Genomic DNA, 19,078 nt, shown 5'->3' on the forward strand with positions numbered 1-19,078 from the left:
GTTGAAAACTAGTCTGCTTGTAACTCTAGTAGACGCTGATAAAGCGCATTTTTCTTCACGCCAGTGATATCAGAGGCCAGTGCGGCTGCTTTTTTGACTGACAAATCCTCTAGCAAACGCTGTAGCAATTTATCATGCGTACTGATATCGTCAGTATCTTTTGCCACACCGACGCCAGCGACGACCACGACTATCTCGCCGCGTTGCTGATTGTCATCTGCTTTGACAAACTCAACCAACTCGCCAAGGATGCTCTTGTGTACCGTTTCAAACGTCTTGGTCAATTCACGGCAGAAAGTCACCGCGCGGTCTGCACCAAATATCGTTGCCATGTCTTCTAGACTAGCTACGATGCGATGCGGCGCTTCATAAAAGATTAAAGTTTCGGTACGTGCGATTAGATCGCTCAGCTGTTTTTGACGACCATGCGTTTTGGCTGGCAAGAACCCAATAAAGCTAAATCGATCAGATGGTAACCCTGCTACTGATAGTGCGCCAATTGCAGCAGAAGCCCCAACGATAGGTGATACGGTCACGCCAGCTTCATGCGCGGCTTGTACCAGTTGATAGCCTGGATCGCTGACTAGAGGTGTACCAGCATCACTAATCAAGGCAACTGAATAACCTTGCTCAATCATTTCAATAATTTTGGGCGTTTGAATGGCGCTATTGTGTTCGTGATAGGCCCATAGCTTATTGTGGCCTTTTTGCTTTGTAGTCGTGTCATCATTTTCGATACTGCTTTTGGCAGGACGAGTCTCTGAGTCTTTTGTCTCGTCACCTTTACTGCCTTTGGTATCGATGCCAAAATGCGACAGTAGCTTACCTGAGGTGCGGGTGTCTTCGCAGGCAATAATGGCGACCTGCTTTAAGACATCAATTGCATGCGTTGTCATGTCGGACATATTGCCAATCGGCGTGGCAACGATATAGAGACAAGCTGGCATCGCAGTAGGGGTAGACATGAAAACCTCGAGTCGTTAAAAAGACATTAAAAAATAATAGTGCGCTAGTATGTACAGTCGTTATCTATGGTTTTTCAGTCAAATAATGAGTGAAGAAATCGATAGATTGTGAGAGTAGAACGCGCAGAAGTGGCTAGTTTAGCATGTTGTGCTATGATAATTCTCAAATGTTAATCAGACCAATTCACCTTATGCCGAACCATAAGCCTTTAATCTTAACCTCACCAAAACAGCGCCAAGGTAGTCGGTTTGAGCAGCAGGCGTGTGAGTATTTACAAACGCAAGGGTTGAGGCTAGTCGTGCAAAATTGGCAAAAGCCAAAAGTAGGTGAGTTGGATCTGGTCATGATTGAGACAGGTTTAGCATGGTCAACACTAGTATTTATTGAAGTTCGCCAGCGCAAGTCCTCGAATTATGGCGATGCAGCACTCAGTGTGACAGCCAGCAAACAGCGCAAAGTTATTAAGACAGCGCAGTCCTTTTTGCAGCAGTATCCTGAGTATGCTCATTATGACTGCCGGTTTGATGTTATTGCTTACAATACGATGAGTAAGTTAAATTCAAGAAATGAGGAGTTAGACCATCAACCAGAATGGATTCAAAATGCTTTTATAGCCAGTGCATGGTAATAGAGTAAATAAGATAGATGCTGCCAAGTGAAGCATTTAACCACATCTGACAAGTAAGGTTCGTTACTAAAAAGCTAACCGCTGATGACCAAAATTAAGTAAAGTAGCGGTTATAGTCAACTTTTTATAAATCAGATACAGTATTAGCTTACAGCTAAGTTTAGCTCATCACTACTAGAGCGTGTTTTCTCCAAAATAAAAACACGGCCTAGATTAAGATTTGCTCAATTTATAAAATTGTCACAACCATGTTCTAAGAGGTAAATAATGACACGGATGCATTTGCGCACTGCTATTTTTGGTTCATCACGCCGTATTACGACTGGCATTATGATTGCTGCCTGTGTTGTCAGTACAGGTTGTGCCACCAATTATCTGACCAACAGTACAGAAGGGACTTATGGTGTACCAATGACTGAGCGCACGATTCCGCAGCGTCTGCTCGATCGTAGTATTGAACATACTGCCAAAATCAATGTGTACGGGCTAAAAGAAGACTTGCAGCAAACCAGTCGTATGGGTATCGATAGTTTCAATAGCGAAGTACTGCTCACAGGTGAAGTGCCAACTGAAACGCTCAAAGCAGAAGTAGAAAAAGTCGTTAGCTCTATGCCGGATGTACGCCGTGTCTACAATGAGATGGAGGTGAGTGCGTCAAAAGGGTATAGCTCAACGGTTCATGATGGTTATATCACTTCAAAGCTACTGGCGAAAATAGCCGCTAGCGATGGCGTGAGTGCGTCACAAATTAAAGCCGTTACCAATAATGGCGTGGTCTACATTATGGGCCGTATGACACCCACTCAGCAGAGTCATCTGATTGATATCGCTAATGGCACTGTTGGGGTTACCGAGTTGGTATTGCTGACAACTGTCGTCGACGATAGAGGGGTGAAAATAAATAATGATGACATCATGTATGAGAATAATTTGGCCAACCCTGCAGTAGCGCCAGCTGCCCAAGATACTACTATCAGCACAGCAACGCCTATTATCATAACGGAAGAAGAGGCCACTACTACGCAGCCGTCATCAAGCCCTTATATTGACCTTTATCAGAATCAATAGAAAACCTTAGTTCGCCAAGCGATAAATGACGTTAATCACAATAAGCCTAAATAGTAATAACAGTAAAGGCACGAGAAATCTTCGGCCAGTGAGTATTATGTCAATAGCAAAAGGTAGCAGAGTCAGTGCATTAGCCAACGGTACTAATATCAAACACCTCATTGGCTAATGGATGAACCATTATCGCTGTTAGCCTGTTACTACTGATTGATAAATAAATATAATAGGATACTGGTCATGAAGGATTCACAGGCAAATATACAACCAAATGAAGAAACAAGCGTCATTAGTAATATAGGGATACACAATAAACCTGCTCATAAGAAAACACGAACATTGAAATTTGGTGGTGCGGCAATATTGGCATTGGGCAGTATCGCGTTAGCCACGCAAAACGCACAGGCATTATCACCGTTAGCTATCGTCAATGGGATTACTTCTAGTGGTGGCGTTGGGGTAAGTAAGGATATCTTATATGGTGATCAGCCTTCACAAGACTTAGATATCTATTATCCAAAACCGCTAGCGCAAGCAATGAAATCTCAGAGTGCTATCAACACTAGCTATCCTATGGTGGTATTTGTCCATGGTGGTTCATGGGAGAGCGGCAATAAAGAACAATACGCCTTTGTCGGTCAGAGCTTAGCCAAAGCAGGGTATGTCACCGCAGTGATTAATTACCGTAAAGCGCCTGAACACGTCTATCCTGATTATGTCAAAGATGCGGCTCAAGCGATTGCTTGGAGTATTGAAAATGCGACCAGTCTCCATGCTGATCCGTCACGCCTAGCGGTGATGGGGCACTCTGCTGGCGCGTTTAATGCAGTAGCAGCCGTTGCCAACGAAGACTTTTTGGCGCCTTATGGTATTAAGCCAACAGATATTGCAGCCGTTATCGGAATTGCGGGTCCTTATAGCTATGATTTCCGCAAGTTCAGTAGTGCAACGGCGTTTGGCCCCAATGCCACACCTGATGAGGTGATGCCAGATCGCCAGATTAAAGGCGCGCAGCCACCGTATTTATTATTAACCGCAGAAAAAGACAAAATTGTACATGTGACTAATACAATCAAAATGACAGAAGCGTTTAAAAAAGCAGGCGTAACCGTTGAAACGGGCGAAATCGAAGGAGCCAGTCACGCAACTAGTATTGGTGCGATGGCACCGCCGCTGCGTTGGGTCAATGATGTACGTGCGCAAGTGCTGATTTATCTGGACAAAGAGCTGAAATAACTAAAATAGTTTAGAGTATTTTTTGATAGCGCTTCAAACAGCCTTTAAAATAGTGCTCTAAATAGCTTTTTAAAGAGCCATTCTACTTGTTAATGAGCACCTAATACGGAACCCCAGTTTGGCCTAGCGCCTGCTGGGGCTTTTTATATTTCGCTATATTTGTATATTCAGAAGTATAAATACAAAAAAAGACTGTTCATTCAATGCCGTCTATCTCTATTATAGAAAGGTCGCTATTAAAATATATAAGACCATAAGTTAAGGAAAGCCAACTCAAACTAAAGGACTACCAGTATGAAACTACTTAAGCTATCCCTATTAAGCCTAACTTTAGCCATACCTTCATTGTCATTTGCCGCAGGAGGCAGTGATCCTATAATAGGGATTGATATTATTATCAAAAAAGATCCTGGCTCACAGCCTATCGCCAATATACCTTTCACTGATTCAGAGATAAATCAATACAATGAGCTAAGAGAGAGTGACCGCCCTGCTTATCTCAATAAAGTCATCGTCCCGAAGCTTGAGCGCGTCAATAAAAAGTACAATTATGATATTAAATGGAATCCAATCATCGAAAAAGGCATCGAGCAGCAATGGTGTATCACTGTGCCTTGCGATGCCAAAACCACGGTAGTGATGCAGCTTACTATTCCAGAGAACTTAAAGGAGTCTGAGGTAAAGTTTACTTTAGCCAGTCAATCAGATGCCGTGATTGAAAGACGTACCATAAAACGAGTTGTTCAAATGGAAAGACGTTAAAATTTTGGCATGTTATTTAGAGTCTTTCATCGTCAAAGCAACCATTACAGTGACTGTTTGGTCGGTGCTATTTATAGTCAGCTTATAGTCGATGCGCTATAGCAGTCTAAAAGCGCTTGATATTGTATCCCGTTTATTTAAAATTGATGATATGTATATGTCATGTGCGCTTATACACAGACAGTGCTGTAAGATGTTCAAACTCTTGTTATAATGTTGCCATTCAAATAAAACCTATTTACATAAGACAGGATATTTTATGAGCATGAACGCTGACGATTTGATTGCATTTTTACAAACGCACTTCCCAGACGCTTTTATCCAAGCTGCCAACCAAGGTAATAAGTTTGATGTACGCGTAGTCGATACCAGCTTTGAAGGCAAACGCGCGGTTCAACGTCAGCAAGCAGTATATGCGTTAGTCAATGATAAGATTGCGAGTGGCGATATTCACGCACTCAATATCCAAGCGCTGACGCCTGCTGAGTGGGACGCTCAATCAAAAGGCTAATCAAATAGCTGTCTATATGACTAGATATTACTGAATCGGCCATATGCATGGTTGAGAGCTGTAGTTCTGGTTTTCATAATTTTCTATACTCATCGATAGGTTGTCACCTTTATGGATCAATTTTTAATCACTGGTAGTAGTCGTATCGCAGGGGAAGTCACCATCTCAGGCGCCAAAAATGCCGCTTTGCCGTTACTCGCAGCTATGATATTGGCTGAGACGCCAACGACACTGCATAACGTGCCGTCACTACAAGACGTGCGAACGTTGATTGAATTGATCGGTGGCATGGGTATCAAAATCCAGAAGCAAGATGATACAGTCACTTGCGATACCAAGAGTATCGATAACTTTTATGCCCCGTATGATTTGGTAAAGACCATGCGCGCTTCAATCTTGGTGCTAGGGCCGCTACTGGCACGTTTTGGTGAAGCTGAAGTCTCATTGCCGGGTGGTTGTGCGATTGGTTCACGCCCTGTCGATCAACACCTAAAAGCTTTTGAAGCGATGGGTGCTGAGATCAGTGTAGAGAATGGCTACGTAAAAGCTCAAGCACCAAAAGGTGGCAAGCTATTAGGCTGTAATTTCTCATTTGATATGATTACCGTCGGCGGTACTGAGAACGTCATCATGGCAGCAGCATTGGCTAAAGGTACTACTGTCTTAGGAAATTGTGCGTTAGAGCCAGAAGTGGTTGATCTAGCCAATATGTTAGTTGCAATGGGTGCCAAAATAAGTGGTATCGGTACATCAACGATGACCATCGAAGGGGTAGAGCGTTTACACGGCTGTGAGTACTCAGTTGTCCCTGACCGTATTGAGACAGGCTCATACCTTGCTGGTGCCTTGATGACACGTGGTGATGTATTGACCAAAAAAACATCTGCTCTATTATTGACGCCAGTGCTAGAGAAGTTCGAAGACATGGGTGCGGTTATTACGACAGGTGATGACTGGATTCGCGCACAAATGAAAGGCCGCCCAAAAGCGGTTGATATTCGTACACAGCCGCATCCTGGTTTTCCAACGGATATGCAAGCTCAACTAATGGCTATTGCCTGCTTAGCTGACGGTACGAGTACTTTTATCGAAAACATTTTCGAAAATCGCTATATGCACGTACCAGAGCTCAATCGTTTGGGCGCGTCTATTCAGGTTGACGGTCACACTGCCGTAGTACGAGGTGTCGAAAACTTTACCGCAGCACCAGTAATGGCGACAGATTTACGTGCGTCTATGTCATTAGTAATGGCAGCAGCGACTGCTGAAGGCGAGAGCTTGATTGATCGTATTTACCACATCGATCGTGGTTATGAGCATGTTGAAGACAAGCTGCGTAGCCTTGGCGTTAACATCGAACGTATCAATACTAACGCTTAATACTGGTTAACTCAATATAAACTGTTACCCGTATTACGATATAAATTAGAAACTCCCCTTTGAGTAGGGGACTGCACATGGACACGATGTCATTATGACTGAGACAAGCAAATCTTTACCAGCCAGCGGTTTATTAAACGAAGTAAACGATGAGTTTTCAGGTCTAACCTTGGCTTTATCAAAAGGCCGCATTTTAGAAGAGACCATGCCACTGCTACGTGCAGCTGGCGTTGATCTTTTAGAAGACCCTGAAGCGTCACGTAAACTGATTTTTCCAACCTCAAATCCAAATGTGCGTGTATTGATTTTGCGTGCCAGCGATGTGCCGACCTATGTCGAACATGGCGCTGCTGACTTTGGGGTGGCGGGTAAAGATGTGCTGCTTGAGCATGGTGCCAATCATGTTTATGAATTACTCGATTTGCAGATTGCTCAGTGCAAACTGATGACTGCGGGTGTGAAAGATGCACCGCTGCCAAATCGTCGCCTGCGTATCGCGACCAAATATGTCAATGTCGCTCGTGCTTATTTTGCGAGCCAAGGTCAGCAGGTTGATGTCATCAAACTTTACGGTTCGATGGAGCTTGCGCCATTGGTTGGTTTAGGTGATTTGATCGTCGATGTGGTCGACACAGGTAACACACTACGCGCCAATGGACTTGAAGCACGCGATCATATTTGTGATGTTTCCTCACGTCTGATTGTCAATCAAGTTAGCTATAAGCGCAAATTTGCATTACTAGAACCAATCTTAGATAGCTTTAAAAATAGTATCGCCAATAGCTAATTATCCAGTGCAAGTCATTGGTAAAACAAAGCACGGTTATACAAATTTTTAAACCAGTTTAGCAGGCTATGAATGACGTAGCGTGCTAAACTGGTTTTGTTGTCTTAGCTTGCGAAAACATAAAATCACCATAAAATTTAGACAAGAAGACATCGAATAAGTCGCAATACTTTGAAAGTGAAACATACTTTACTCAGTTCCAAACCGTTCATTTTTAGCACTACTTTATGCTCAGATATAGGATTAGGTCATGCGCCAGTTAAGTACCCAAAATGCCGATTTTGATAGTCAATTGACACAGTTGCTTGCCTTTGAAACAGTCAATGATGCTGAACTACTACATACCGTCGATGATATCATCGCCCAAGTACGTGCTGATGGTGATAGCGTCGTGTTGGCATTGACCCAACAGTTTGACCAGCATCCAGCAACGTCGATGCAAGAGTTAGAGCTGTCTAAAGAAGCGCTTACTGAAGCGTTTGCCAATCTTGATGAAAAAGTAAAGATAGCGTTGACCACAGCCGCAACTCGGGTACAGACATTCCATGAGCGCCAAGTACAAGAAACCTGGCAGTATGAGGATGAGCTAGGTAACCGATTGGGTCAAAAAGTCACGCCACTTGATCGCGTTGGAATTTATGTACCGGGTGGTTTAGCTTCTTATCCATCGTCAGTATTGATGAATGCTATTCCTGCTAAGGTGGCTGGCGTTACTGAAGTCATCATGGTCGTACCAGCGCCTAAAGGCGTGCTCAATCCGTTAGTATTGGCAGCGGCTCATCTGGCCCAAGTCGATCGCGTCTTCACTATTGGTGGTGCTCAAGCAGTAGCAGCTTTAGCTTACGGCACTGAAACGATTCCAGCCGTGGACAAAATCACAGGACCAGGTAACAAATATGTCGCAGCTGCCAAGCGCGCGGTATTTGGTCAAGTTGGTATCGACATGATTGCTGGACCTTCAGAAGTATTGGTATATGCAGAAGGCGAAGCACAAGATAGAGCAGATTGGCTAGCGATGGATCTATTGTCTCAAGCTGAGCATGACCGTATTGCACAAGCTATCTTTGTGACGACCAGTGAAGAGCAGCTAAAAGAAGTCGCGTTAGAGATAGAAAGAGCACTCGCTGAGCTACCAAAAGCAGATATCGCACGCGATTCGCTACAAAATCGTGGTGCACTTATATTAGTGAAAGATCGTAGCGAGGGTATGGCACTGATTAATCGTATTGCCCCTGAGCATTTGGAGTTATCCGTTGATAACCCTGATGCATTGTTAGATGATATTCGTCATGCGGGTGCTATCTTTATGGGTCGTCACACGCCTGAGGCGATTGGGGATTACTGTGCAGGACCGAACCATGTGCTACCAACATCCGGTACCGCGCGCTTTTCTTCACCGTTAGGTGTTTACGATTTTCAAAAGAAATCATCCATTATTTATTGCAGTGAATCTGGTAGTAAGCCTTTGGCTGAGACAGCTGATATTTTAGCGCAGCGTGAGGACTTAGAAGCCCATGCGCGTTCAGCTCGTTATCGTTATCAGTAATTGATTTTGAATTTTTAGCTTTTACTTTTGATATTTATTTTTAATAGTCTTTTTGGCTAATAGTAGGATAATTTATGAGTGAGTCAAAAATAGACACCAGACTGTGGTCGTCTAAAGCACGCAACTTGTCACCTTATGTTCCAGGTGAGCAGCCGCAACACGACAATCTATGCAAACTAAATACCAATGAAAACCCGTTTCCACCCTCGCCAAAAGTAGGGGAGGCTATTGCCAAGGTCTTGGAACAGCAAGCTGATGAGTTACGTTTGTATCCTGCTCCTGAATCTAATGACCTACGTGCTGCATTAGCACAGTCATACAACCTTGATATCAATCAAGTATTCGTTGGTAATGGTTCAGATGAAGTCTTGGCGTTAGTCTTTGCTAGCTTCTTTTTAAAAGAGCGTCCGCTGCTATCACCTGATATTGGTTACAGTTTTTATCCAGTATATGCACAGACGTTCGGTGTAGAGCTTGTACAGATTCCTCTAGAAGAAGACTTTAGCATTGACCCTGATGCTTATCGTCAGCCTTGTAGCGGTATTATCATCGCCAACCCTAATGCGCCAACGGGCTTGCTATTATCACTTGCTGATATTCGTAAACTTGCGAGTGAGCATTCTAATGCGGTCATTGTTATTGACGAAGCGTATATCGATTTTGCTCAGATAGATGAAAGCAATGCAGACCTGCCAGTCTCAGCAGTTAGCCTAATCAATGAGTGTGATAACGTTATCGTGACCCAAACCTTTTCAAAGTCACGCTCGCTTGCTGGATTGCGCGTTGGTATGGCCTTTGGCAATGCATCGTTGATTGAAGCACTGACCCGGATGAAAAATAGCTTTAACAGCTATCCGCTGGATAAGTTGGCTCAAGCTGGGGCGACTGCGAGTGTGTTAGACACTGAGTATTTTGAGCACACCCGTCAGCAAGTCATTGATTTACGTACGTCGCTAACAGCAGAGTTGACGACATTGGGCTATAAGGTCCTACCGTCACATGCCAACTTTGTTTTTGCTCGTCCAAAAGATGGCAATGCAAGTGCTGTCGCGAGTGCGTTACGCGAGCAGGGCATTATCGTTCGCCATTTTGATAAGCCGCGTATTGCAGAGTACTTGCGTATTACTATCGGTACGGCAGAGCAGAACGAGCGTTTGATTGATGCGCTAAAAGCTTTGCAAGTCGATGCTAGCGTTGTTGCTGAATAAAATTATATTGATAGCTTAATATAGAATGTTGATAGGTAAGCCTATTTATTCAGAACGCAAAACAACATTAATAAGTATTAAAAAAAGCCTGCTAACATAACGTTGGCAGGCTTTTTTTTGCTTTAAATTAATAAGAAGGTTTTAGTTTACTATTTTAGGTTTTTGAGCCAGTACTGATAATAAATTACCTACTTTATCTAAGCATTCTTGGTATTCAGCATCACAATCGGACGCGACCGTAATACCGCCACCTGCCCATAGATTAACGTGTCTTTCTTCATTAAGGCTATTATCTGACGAAGTACTGGCTTGCAATGTACGAATGAGCACGTTCCATTGACCACTACCATCAAAATTCATATAACCCATAGTGCCACAATAAGCACCGCGTGGCGTAGATTCCAGTTCAGCAATGATCTCAACGGCACGTTTTTTTGGTGTGCCAGTGATAGAGCCAGCAGGCAGACTACCAAACAATACAGCTAGTGGATGAGTATCAGCTTTTAGCTCAGCGGTAATAGTACTGACCATATGATGCACGTTGCTAAAGCTTTCAATCGCAAATAATTGCGGTACTTTCACACTACCAATTTTGGCGTATTTGCCCAAATCATTACGCAGTAAATCTACAATCATGACATTTTCGGCACGGTCTTTTTCGCTATTGACCAATTGCTGTTTATAGCGCTCATCTTGCTCGTTAGTACCACCTCGCGGCATGGTTCCCTTGATAGGCTTAGTACGAATAGAGTGTTTGCCAGTGTCGATTTCTCTAGTGAATGTAAAAAACAACTCAGGTGAGCAGCTTAATAGCTCAAAATGATTGCTATCTGCGTCAAAGTTGTTTCTATTTAGGTAATCACCATCAGTGCTATCAACACTTACATATCCTGCAAAAGGTGCTTTTGTATTGCGATACAGTGCGGGCAAATAGTCAATAAGTGAATAGGCTGATTGAACATCGTTATTTTTACACGCTAAACTGCCAGACCATTTCTGTGTCAGGTTTATCTGATAGCAGTCGCCTTGCTGTAGATAGTCTTGTGTGCGATTAAATGCTTGTTGATAATCAAGCTTACTCCATCGCGGACTTAAAACTAGGGGAGTGATGCTTGATGCATCTTTAAACTGTGACGGATTGAGATATTTATCAGACAGTTTTTGATCCAGTTCGTCTAGGTAAGAGGTAAGAGTCGTTATAAGACTATCGTTTGTCTTATGACCAATATTCTCAGAAACGTCAGCATTGGTTAGATGACTCTTTAATTCCCAGCCTGTATCAGCATGTGCCGTAGGTGTTAGATAAATATCATAATGTCCCAACGAGGCACACGGCTGCATTGCCAATTCAATCCTATCGGCAGGACTTAGCTCATGAGCTGCAATATCATAACCAATAAAACCGATTAGCCCATGATGATAACTAGGTTTCGAGCTTTCTTCGCTATTGATATATGACGTGTCGTGATTGGCTTTTTGAGTATTGCTATAAGCGATTAGTTCCTCTTGCCATTCTAGATAGCTCATATAAGCTGTCGTGCCAGCATAACTATTGTTATCGCTATTTACATCAGTATCGCGGCGCACGTCATTACTGCGACAATTTTTAATCACCTTATAAACATTGGGTGAGTCACTAGAAGCTTGCTCATCATTGGGATAAACAGACCAGCTAACTTTAGGCAGTAAGCCAATCACTGGTCGACCATCGTTATTAAGCCAAACAAGCTGCCAGTTTGCTTTAATATCTTGGTCGAGCAAGTGACGCTGTAGCTGCGGCATCAGCTCTGCAGCAGACAAATCACCAAAACGCCAGCTAGGTTTGCTAGCTGGCGATGGCGCAGAATCTGTCTGCTCAGTTGTATTGTGATTTGATACAAGCATGGGTTAAGCGTCAAACTTTTTGATAATTAGCGTAGCGTTAGTACCACCAAAGCCAAAGCTATTACTCATCAAGGTTTCAAGATTTGCTTCACGCATTTCGGTGACAATATCAAAACCTTCAGCAGCAGGATCTAAGTTGTCAACATTGATACTTGGAGCGATAAACCCGCCCTGTAGCATTAGTAGACAATAAATCAGCTCTTGTGCACCAACAGCGCCCAAGCTATGACCTGTCATTGATTTGGTTGAGCTGATAGCAGGTACTTTACTGACGTCATTATCAAATATTTTAGCAATCGCTTTAAGCTCAGTAATATCGCCCAGTGGTGTACTAGTACCATGGCTGTTAATGTAATCGACACTTTCTAGACCCGCTTCGGCCAAGGCTTGTTGCATACAGCGAACTGCACCTTCACCGCTTGGCGCAACCATTTCTGCACCATCAGAGCTGGCACCATAGCCAACGATTTCAGCCAAAATATTAGCGCCGCGTGCTTGAGCATGCTCCAGACTCTCTACAACCACCATCGCGCCACCAGCAGCAATCACAAAACCGTCACGGTCTTTGTCATAGGCTCTTGAGGCAAGTTTTGGTGTGTCGTTATACTGAGTACTAACTGCGCCCATGGCATCAAACATACAAGACTGTGTCCAATGCTCAGCTTCACTACCACCAGCCAATATCACATCGGCTTTACCCAATTGGATAAGCTCAGCAGCATGACCGATACAGTGTGTCGAAGTCGCACAAGCAGAGGCGAGCGAGTAGGAGACGCCTTGGATTTTGAGGCCGGTTGCTAAAGCAGCTGATACTGAGCTGCCCATTGTCTTTGGTACTGCCATTGCGCCGACACCGCGTAGACCTTTTTCGCGCATAGCATCGATAGCATTGACGATATTTTCTGTTGATGCGCCGCCCGAACTTGCCACTACACCCACTCGTGGGTTGTTATTGATGGTATCAAGTGACAGGCCAGAGTGCTCAATCGCATTTAGCGCACTAACATAAGCATAAAGACTGGCGTCACTAAAGAACCGTTTCAGCTTACGATCGATACCACTGGTATCCAGTTCTGATTGATTGATACTACCGCTCACGTGTGATTTAAACTCGTGCTCAGCATAAGAATCGTTAAATGTGATGCCAGACTGACCTTCTTTAAGGGCAGTGGTGACAGTATCTAAATCATGTCCAATACAAGAGACAATCCCTGCTCCAGTAATAACGACGCGGCGCATATGCTATTCCTTATAAGTAACGACTTGCTAGCAGTTGGTTGCAATAATCGTGGTAAATCTATATATGATGTTTAACTATGAGTTAATTCGAGCATTATAATGAAAAAATAGTCTATGTAGATAACGATAGCATGAATTTAGGTAACGAAATTCTGTTAACGGTCTATCAGAGGCAATATAAGTTCAGTGTACAATTATGCTCTCAGTTATGGCACATGATAACGTATCAAGCACTGGAAATCTTTGGACAAGTGTAAAATAACGACAAAATAACACTTATGACTGAGTTTTGAGTAAAGAGATGAGAAGTAAGACTAGCTACTGACTATGGACAGAATTATACTTTAGATACAAAATTTGTGATTCTAATAACATTGTTCGCACTGACACCAGTTACGATAACTGGCTAAAATAATAGACTCATTATTATTAATAATTAAATATCATATTAAAATACAATTATATTAAAAAACCAACTCATCATATTAAGGACATCACGATGGCAAAGCGTAGTACTCTTTCTAAAAGCATCAATACCATTGGCTCTTTTACTCGAAACAATCTAGAGCGTGTAGGGGCTATGATTGATAGCGTAAACGCTAAAACGGGCAAACCGCGTCAATATAAAGCTGTAGACCTAGGCGATGAAGACTACCAACAAGACTTGTTTCGTGAGCAAACGTTGAAGGCGACGCAGCAACTTTTAGGACCACGTTTTGCTACTTATGGTAAATATGCCAAGAAAGTCGTACCAAACAGCTTTTTTCAATCGACAGTTGATGGTGCATTTGCCCAAGTGGCCAATCTCGCTGCCAACTGGAGTCAACTCGACTTACCTAATGAACATCGCTTTGCCAATATTGCTACTTTAGATGACGAAGAACGTTATGCTCTAGCTACTGATATCGCCAATCAAAATCGCGCGCTTGCAATGATGGGTGGCTTGACGGGTTTGGCAGGTCTACCAGGTTTGCTCGCTGATACATTGTGGCTATTACTGGTTTCATTACGTACGGTTTATCAGATTGCTGCTGTATATAATAAGCCGCTGACAGGTAAGCAAGGCGTCAAGATGGCGTACGAGTTACTATCAAACGCTGATTTGAGCAAAATGCAAGAAAAACAAGCGCTGCTAGCTGGTCTAGGTATTGGTAAGGGTTTGCTCGATAATGCTCAGAGTAATGGACTGCATAGTGAACTTAAAAATCTTGGTCTGAAAAACAAAAATGTAAATTTCTATGCTGCGCAAATAGACAAAGTCGCCAGTCAAGTAGGTATTGATTTAGATCAGATCAATTTATCATGGGTTCGTCGCTTCATTCCTGTCACTGCAGTAGCGATCGGCATGCATTATAATAGCCAATTGATTGATGAAGTTATTGGCGTTGCTCAGGCGACCTTTGCACCAGAAGCAAAATTGGCTAATCGTGCCATTACCGATGACAGCAGCAGTGAGGCCAAAGTAGAAAAGGCTAGTACTGATGAGGCGAAAAAAGACACAGAGCGCAAAGAAAAAAGCAGTGATTCAGAAAAAGCCCCTAATAAAGAAGAAACCAGTAAAAAAGAAACTAGCAGTAAAAAAGACTCAGACAAGCAAACGTCTGATAAAAAAGCCAAGTAATAGACATATTATTTGCTAGTTGGGCTATATATTTATAAGTACAGCGGTATTTATCTTAGTTTGATTGAGCAACATGACTTGAAAATTAGGATAAATACCACCACTTAGTTACTATCAAGTACCATTTCAATGTTAAACATCTTTTCTTAATGATGCTTGAGCTCACTTTGTTTACTTTATTTCTTACGCTATTTTTCGGCGAAAAATCTATAAAGTGATACAATGAGAGGCTGAATGCATATCTATCAAATGTTGTAAAGCGAAACCATTCATAAGTGGTTGAAATAGCAGCAACAACTCTTTATAATACACTGTCCTAAAAATGGGTGCCCCGAAATCTGCAATTATTGTCAGATAGATGGTGCATTGGCCCATTTTTTTGTTTTATACCAAACGGGAGAAGGATGCCTTATGGCAACAACTAACCAATTGATTCGTAAAGGTCGCAAAACCATCAAGGAAAAGTCAAAAGTTCCTGCGTTGGAAGCGTGCCCACAGCGTCGCGGTGTATGTACTCGTGTATATACTACCACGCCAAAAAAACCTAACTCTGCCATGCGTAAAGTATGTCGTGTACGTTTGACTTCAGGCTATGAAGTATCAAGCTACATCGGTGGCGAAGGTCATAACCTACAAGAGCACAGTGTTGTTCTAATCCGTGGTGGTCGTGTAAAAGATCTACCAGGTGTACGTTATCACACTGTTCGCGGTGCATTAGATTGCGCAGGCGTTAAAGACCGTAAGCAAGGTCGCTCTAAGTACGGTGCTAAGAAGCCTAAAGTTTAATAACTAAACGTTATTAACTAAGCTTTTTGCACTACCCAATAACTGTGCATGGGTTTGGTGTCAGTAGTAGTATCACTTTTATATAAATATATATCTGGGATTTGCTCTTAAAACATACCACCATGCAGTAAGGCTAACTGATAACTCACTGCCATATCCTAATGATAAGTAGTCGATGTTGTGAATGTTAGACACTCCTGAAGATAAGGAAATTTATTATGCCAAGACGTCGCGTCGTTGCTGCCCGTGAGATCCTACCGGATCCTAAGTTTGGTAGCCAAACTGTTGCAAAATTCATCAACCATGTAATGAGTGATGGTAAAAAATCTACTGCTGAGCGTATCGTTTACGGTGCACTTGAGACAGTAAGTGAGAAGCGTAAAGTTGAAGATCCAGTATCTTTCTTCGAAGAAGTGCTAGAAAATGTACGCCCAATGGTAGAAGTAAAAGCTCGCCGCGTTGGCGGTGCAACCTATCAAGTACCAATGGAAGTACGCCCCTCCCGTCGTACTGCATTGGCTATGCGTTGGTTAGCTGAAGCGGCTGCTAAGCGTTCTGAAAAATCAATGGCTTTGCGTTTAGCTGGCGAATTGAATGATGCTGCTGATGGCAAAGGCGCTGCTATGAAAAAGCGTGACGAAGTTCACCGCATGGCAGATGCTAACAAAGCATTCTCTCATTACCGTTTCTAAGCTACTTTTTAATAGTAGCTTGAGATTAGTGGCTCATGCCATTTAATCTTACATTGTTGTTTATTCTATTGATTGCCGCCATCATCATTCGGTCATATATAAATGTTATTTATTGATGACTGAGGTGGCGGACATATATCCAGATGTCTCTCTTAACAAATACTGTTTTTGCTGGAGAGCATCCCAAATTTGATGCCGCACTATTCTTAGTATTTGCTCTTTTTTTGTCCGTATTAGGCTCAATAATCAGTAAGTAATATTACGAAGCTGAACGCTTTGTCATAGAGTATGAGGTAGAGACACAATACATTATTATATACACGACTTTTCCTAGGAAAACACTATGGCTCGTAAAACTCCCCTAAAACGCTATCGCAATATTGGTATCTCAGCGCACATCGATGCTGGTAAGACAACCACTACAGAGCGTGTTTTATTCTATACCGGTGTTAGCCACAAAATTGGCGAAGTACATGATGGCGCAGCCACTATGGACTGGATGGAGCAAGAACAAGAGCGTGGTATTACTATTACCTCAGCGGCAACAACTTGTTTTTGGTCAGGTATGGCTAAACAGTTTGACGAACACCGTATCAACATCATCGATACCCCAGGTCACGTTGACTTCACGATCGAAGTTGAACGTTCTATGCGTGTACTTGATGGCGCTTGCATGGTTTACTGTGCAGTAGGCGGCGTTCAGCCACAGTCTGAGACCGTATGGCGTCAGGCGAACAAATATAAAGTACCACGTCTTGCATTTGTAAACAAAATGGATCGTGTTGGTGCTGATTTCTATCGTGTTATCGAACAGATCAAAACTCGCTTAGGCGGTAACCCTGTACCATTGGTTATCCCAATTGGTAAAGAAGATGACTTCGAAGGCGTTGTTGATCTAGTGACTATGAAAGCTATCTATTGGGACGAAGCGTCTCAAGGTATGCAATATGATGAGCGCGAAATCCCAACTGAACTACAAGAAAAAGCAGCAGAATACCGCGAACACCTTGTAGAAAATGCTGCTGAAGCCAACGAAGAGTTGATGAACGAATACCTAGAAAACGGTGAGTTGACTGTAGAACAAATTCACGGTGCTATTCGTCAGTTAACTATCGATAACGAAATCATTCCGCTTCTTTGTGGTACTGCCTTTAAGAACAAAGGTGTACAGAAGATGCTAGATGCCGTTATTCAGTATCTACCTGCACCAATCGACGTACCTGCTATTAAAGGTATTCTTGATGACAAAGACGAAAGCGAAGGCAGCCGTGAAGCATCAGATGAAGCACCTTTCTCAGCACTAGCGTTCAAAATCATGAATGACAAATTCGTTGGTAACTTAACCTTCGTACGTGTTTATTCTGGTGTAATGAAGCAGGGTAGCAGTGTTTATAACCCAGTTAAAATGAAGCGTGAGCGTGTTGGTCGTATCGTACAGATGATGGCAAACTCTCAAGAAGAGCTTGCAGAGATTCGTACTGGTGATATCGCAGCTCTAGTCGGCATGAAAGATGTGACTACTGGTGATACGCTATGTGATGAAGACAACGTGATCACTCTTGAGCGTATGGAATTCCCAGATCCAGTTATCTCTCTAGCTGTTGAACCAAAGACCAAAGCTGACCAAGAAAAAATGTCAATCGCTCTTGGCCGTTTGGCAAAAGAAGATCCATCGTTCCGTGTACACACTGACGAAGAATCTGGTCAGACGATCATCAGTGGTATGGGTGAGCTACATCTAGAGATTCTTGTTGACCGTATGAAGCGTGAATTCAACGTTGAAGCAAACATCGGTGCACCTCAGGTTGCTTATCGTGAGACGATTCGTAACACTGTTGAACAAGAAGGCAAATTCGTACGTCAAACAGGTGGTCGTGGTAAGTTTGGTCACGTTTGGTTACGTCTTGAGCCACTTGATCCAGCTGGCGACACTGAATATGAATTCGCTGAAGAAGTTGTTGGTGGTACTGTACCAAAAGAATTCCACGGTGCTGTTGACAAAGGTATCCAAGAGCGCATGAAAAACGGCGTACTTGCAGGCTACCCTGTAGTTGGCGTAAAAGCGACCTTGTATGATGGTTCTTATCATGACGTTGACTCTGATGAATTGTCATTTAAGATGGCTGGTTCTATGGCCTTCAGAAAAGGTTTCTTAGCAGCTGATCCAGCGCTACTTGAGCCAGTAATGAAAGTAGAAGTTGAAACACCTGAAGACTACATGGGCGACATCATGGGCGATCTTAACCGTCGTCGTGGTTTGGTACAGGGTATGGAAGATCTACCTGGCGGTACTAAACAGATTCGTGCTGAAGTACCATTAGCGGAAATGTTTGGTTATGCCACTCAAATGCGCTCTATGTCCCAAGGCCGTGCAACTTACTCAATGGAATTCCAAAAGTACGCTGAAATTCCAAAATCAGTTGCTGCTGAAATCATCTCTAAGTTCAACTCTAAAGATGATGACGAGTAAATAAAACTTACTGAAAGTGACAATATAGAGTATGTCTGTGTATTGTCACTAAAGAATACGCCAATAACTTGTTAAAAGACTTGTTATTGGCCGCGATTTTCTTATAATATCTGCACATTAGTATGTGCAACCTTTTAACAATTATCTTAATGTGGTCAAAATCGTCTTAATAATCATATTTATATGAGTTAAGTCTTGAACCCCAAAAAAAGAGGAAATACCCATGGCAAAGGCCAAGTTTGAACGTAACAAGCCACACGTCAACGTCGGTACAATCGGACACGTTGACCATGGTAA

The 19,078-nt window shown here is 42.8% G+C and carries 16 protein-coding genes and 1 pseudogene; 14 read left to right on the plus strand and 3 right to left on the minus strand.

Going from position 1 to position 19,078, the window contains the following annotated elements:
* Positions 1-8: 8 nt before the first annotated feature.
* On the minus strand, positions 9-965 hold the full coding sequence (gene rsmI / locus ACQKCG_RS09545) for a 16S rRNA (cytidine(1402)-2'-O)-methyltransferase (RefSeq protein WP_101205346.1): 957 nt from the start codon (positions 963-965) through the stop codon (positions 9-11).
* 143 nt (positions 966-1,108) lie between these two features.
* Between rsmI and ACQKCG_RS09550 the strand changes: the two genes are divergently transcribed.
* The 9 genes from ACQKCG_RS09550 (at position 1,109) to hisC (ending at position 10,089) form a co-directional block, all read left to right on the plus strand.
* The gene (locus ACQKCG_RS09550; protein WP_101205347.1) at positions 1,109-1,594 is read left to right on the plus strand and encodes a YraN family protein; all 486 of its coding nucleotides are present in this window, start codon (positions 1,109-1,111) and stop codon (positions 1,592-1,594) included.
* A gap of 267 nt (positions 1,595-1,861) precedes the next feature.
* Positions 1,862-2,662: a BON domain-containing protein gene (locus tag ACQKCG_RS09555; RefSeq protein WP_101205348.1), complete on the plus strand. Its 801-nt coding sequence runs from the start codon at positions 1,862-1,864 to the stop codon at positions 2,660-2,662.
* Positions 2,663-2,899: 237 nt separating this feature from the next.
* Positions 2,900-3,895: an alpha/beta hydrolase gene (locus ACQKCG_RS09560; RefSeq protein ID WP_101205349.1), complete on the plus strand. Its 996-nt coding sequence runs from the start codon at positions 2,900-2,902 to the stop codon at positions 3,893-3,895.
* Between the two features lie 294 nt (positions 3,896-4,189).
* Entirely contained in the window at positions 4,190-4,657 is a 468-nt protein-coding gene (locus ACQKCG_RS09565; protein ID WP_101205350.1) for a hypothetical protein, read from the plus strand.
* Between the two features lie 259 nt (positions 4,658-4,916).
* A complete protein-coding gene (locus tag ACQKCG_RS09570) occupies positions 4,917-5,168 on the plus strand; it encodes a BolA family protein (protein WP_101205351.1) in 252 nt (83 codons plus the stop codon).
* A 111-nt stretch (positions 5,169-5,279) separates the two neighbouring features.
* Positions 5,280-6,548 carry a UDP-N-acetylglucosamine 1-carboxyvinyltransferase gene (gene murA, locus ACQKCG_RS09575; protein ID WP_101205352.1) on the plus strand — a complete coding sequence of 423 codons (1,269 nt, stop codon included), beginning with the start codon at positions 5,280-5,282 and terminating at the stop codon, positions 6,546-6,548.
* Between the two features lie 94 nt (positions 6,549-6,642).
* A complete protein-coding gene (hisG, locus tag ACQKCG_RS09580; protein ID WP_101205353.1) occupies positions 6,643-7,335 on the plus strand; it encodes an ATP phosphoribosyltransferase in 693 nt (230 codons plus the stop codon).
* A gap of 250 nt (positions 7,336-7,585) precedes the next feature.
* Positions 7,586-8,881 (plus strand): histidinol dehydrogenase, encoded by a 1,296-nt coding sequence (gene hisD, locus ACQKCG_RS09585; RefSeq protein ID WP_101205354.1) that lies wholly within the window; start codon positions 7,586-7,588, stop codon positions 8,879-8,881.
* A 74-nt stretch (positions 8,882-8,955) separates the two neighbouring features.
* A complete protein-coding gene (gene hisC / locus ACQKCG_RS09590; protein ID WP_101205355.1) occupies positions 8,956-10,089 on the plus strand; it encodes a histidinol-phosphate transaminase in 1,134 nt (377 codons plus the stop codon).
* A gap of 141 nt (positions 10,090-10,230) precedes the next feature.
* Here the strand turns inward: hisC and ACQKCG_RS09595 are convergent, their stop codons facing one another.
* A complete protein-coding gene (locus tag ACQKCG_RS09595; RefSeq protein ID WP_101205356.1) occupies positions 10,231-11,973 on the minus strand; it encodes an anthranilate synthase component I family protein in 1,743 nt (580 codons plus the stop codon).
* A gap of 3 nt (positions 11,974-11,976) precedes the next feature.
* Positions 11,977-13,212 (minus strand): beta-ketoacyl-ACP synthase II, encoded by a 1,236-nt coding sequence (locus ACQKCG_RS09600; protein WP_101205357.1) that lies wholly within the window; start codon positions 13,210-13,212, stop codon positions 11,977-11,979.
* 499 nt (positions 13,213-13,711) lie between these two features.
* Here ACQKCG_RS09600 and ACQKCG_RS09605 point away from each other — a divergent pair, with 499 nt between their 5' ends.
* From ACQKCG_RS09605 to ACQKCG_RS09625, 5 genes and pseudogenes are all read left to right on the plus strand, one after another.
* Positions 13,712-14,833, plus strand: coding sequence for an EcsC family protein (locus ACQKCG_RS09605; protein WP_101205358.1), 1,122 nt, complete (start codon positions 13,712-13,714; stop codon positions 14,831-14,833).
* 411 nt (positions 14,834-15,244) lie between these two features.
* Positions 15,245-15,619, plus strand: a complete 375-nt coding sequence (gene rpsL, locus ACQKCG_RS09610) for a 30S ribosomal protein S12 (protein ID WP_011281154.1) — start codon at positions 15,245-15,247, stop codon at positions 15,617-15,619.
* Positions 15,620-15,837: 218 nt separating this feature from the next.
* Positions 15,838-16,311: a 30S ribosomal protein S7 gene (gene rpsG, locus ACQKCG_RS09615; RefSeq protein ID WP_057761735.1), complete on the plus strand. Its 474-nt coding sequence runs from the start codon at positions 15,838-15,840 to the stop codon at positions 16,309-16,311.
* Between the two features lie 343 nt (positions 16,312-16,654).
* Positions 16,655-18,781 (plus strand): elongation factor G, encoded by a 2,127-nt coding sequence (fusA, locus tag ACQKCG_RS09620; RefSeq protein WP_101205359.1) that lies wholly within the window; start codon positions 16,655-16,657, stop codon positions 18,779-18,781.
* A gap of 223 nt (positions 18,782-19,004) precedes the next feature.
* Positions 19,005-19,078: pseudogene (locus ACQKCG_RS09625) on the plus strand (hypothetical protein); the annotation flags it as partial.

The sequence above is a fragment of the Psychrobacter sp. NPDC078929 genome, assembly GCF_050267985.1.
Taxonomy (GTDB): Bacteria; Pseudomonadota; Gammaproteobacteria; order Pseudomonadales; family Moraxellaceae; genus Psychrobacter.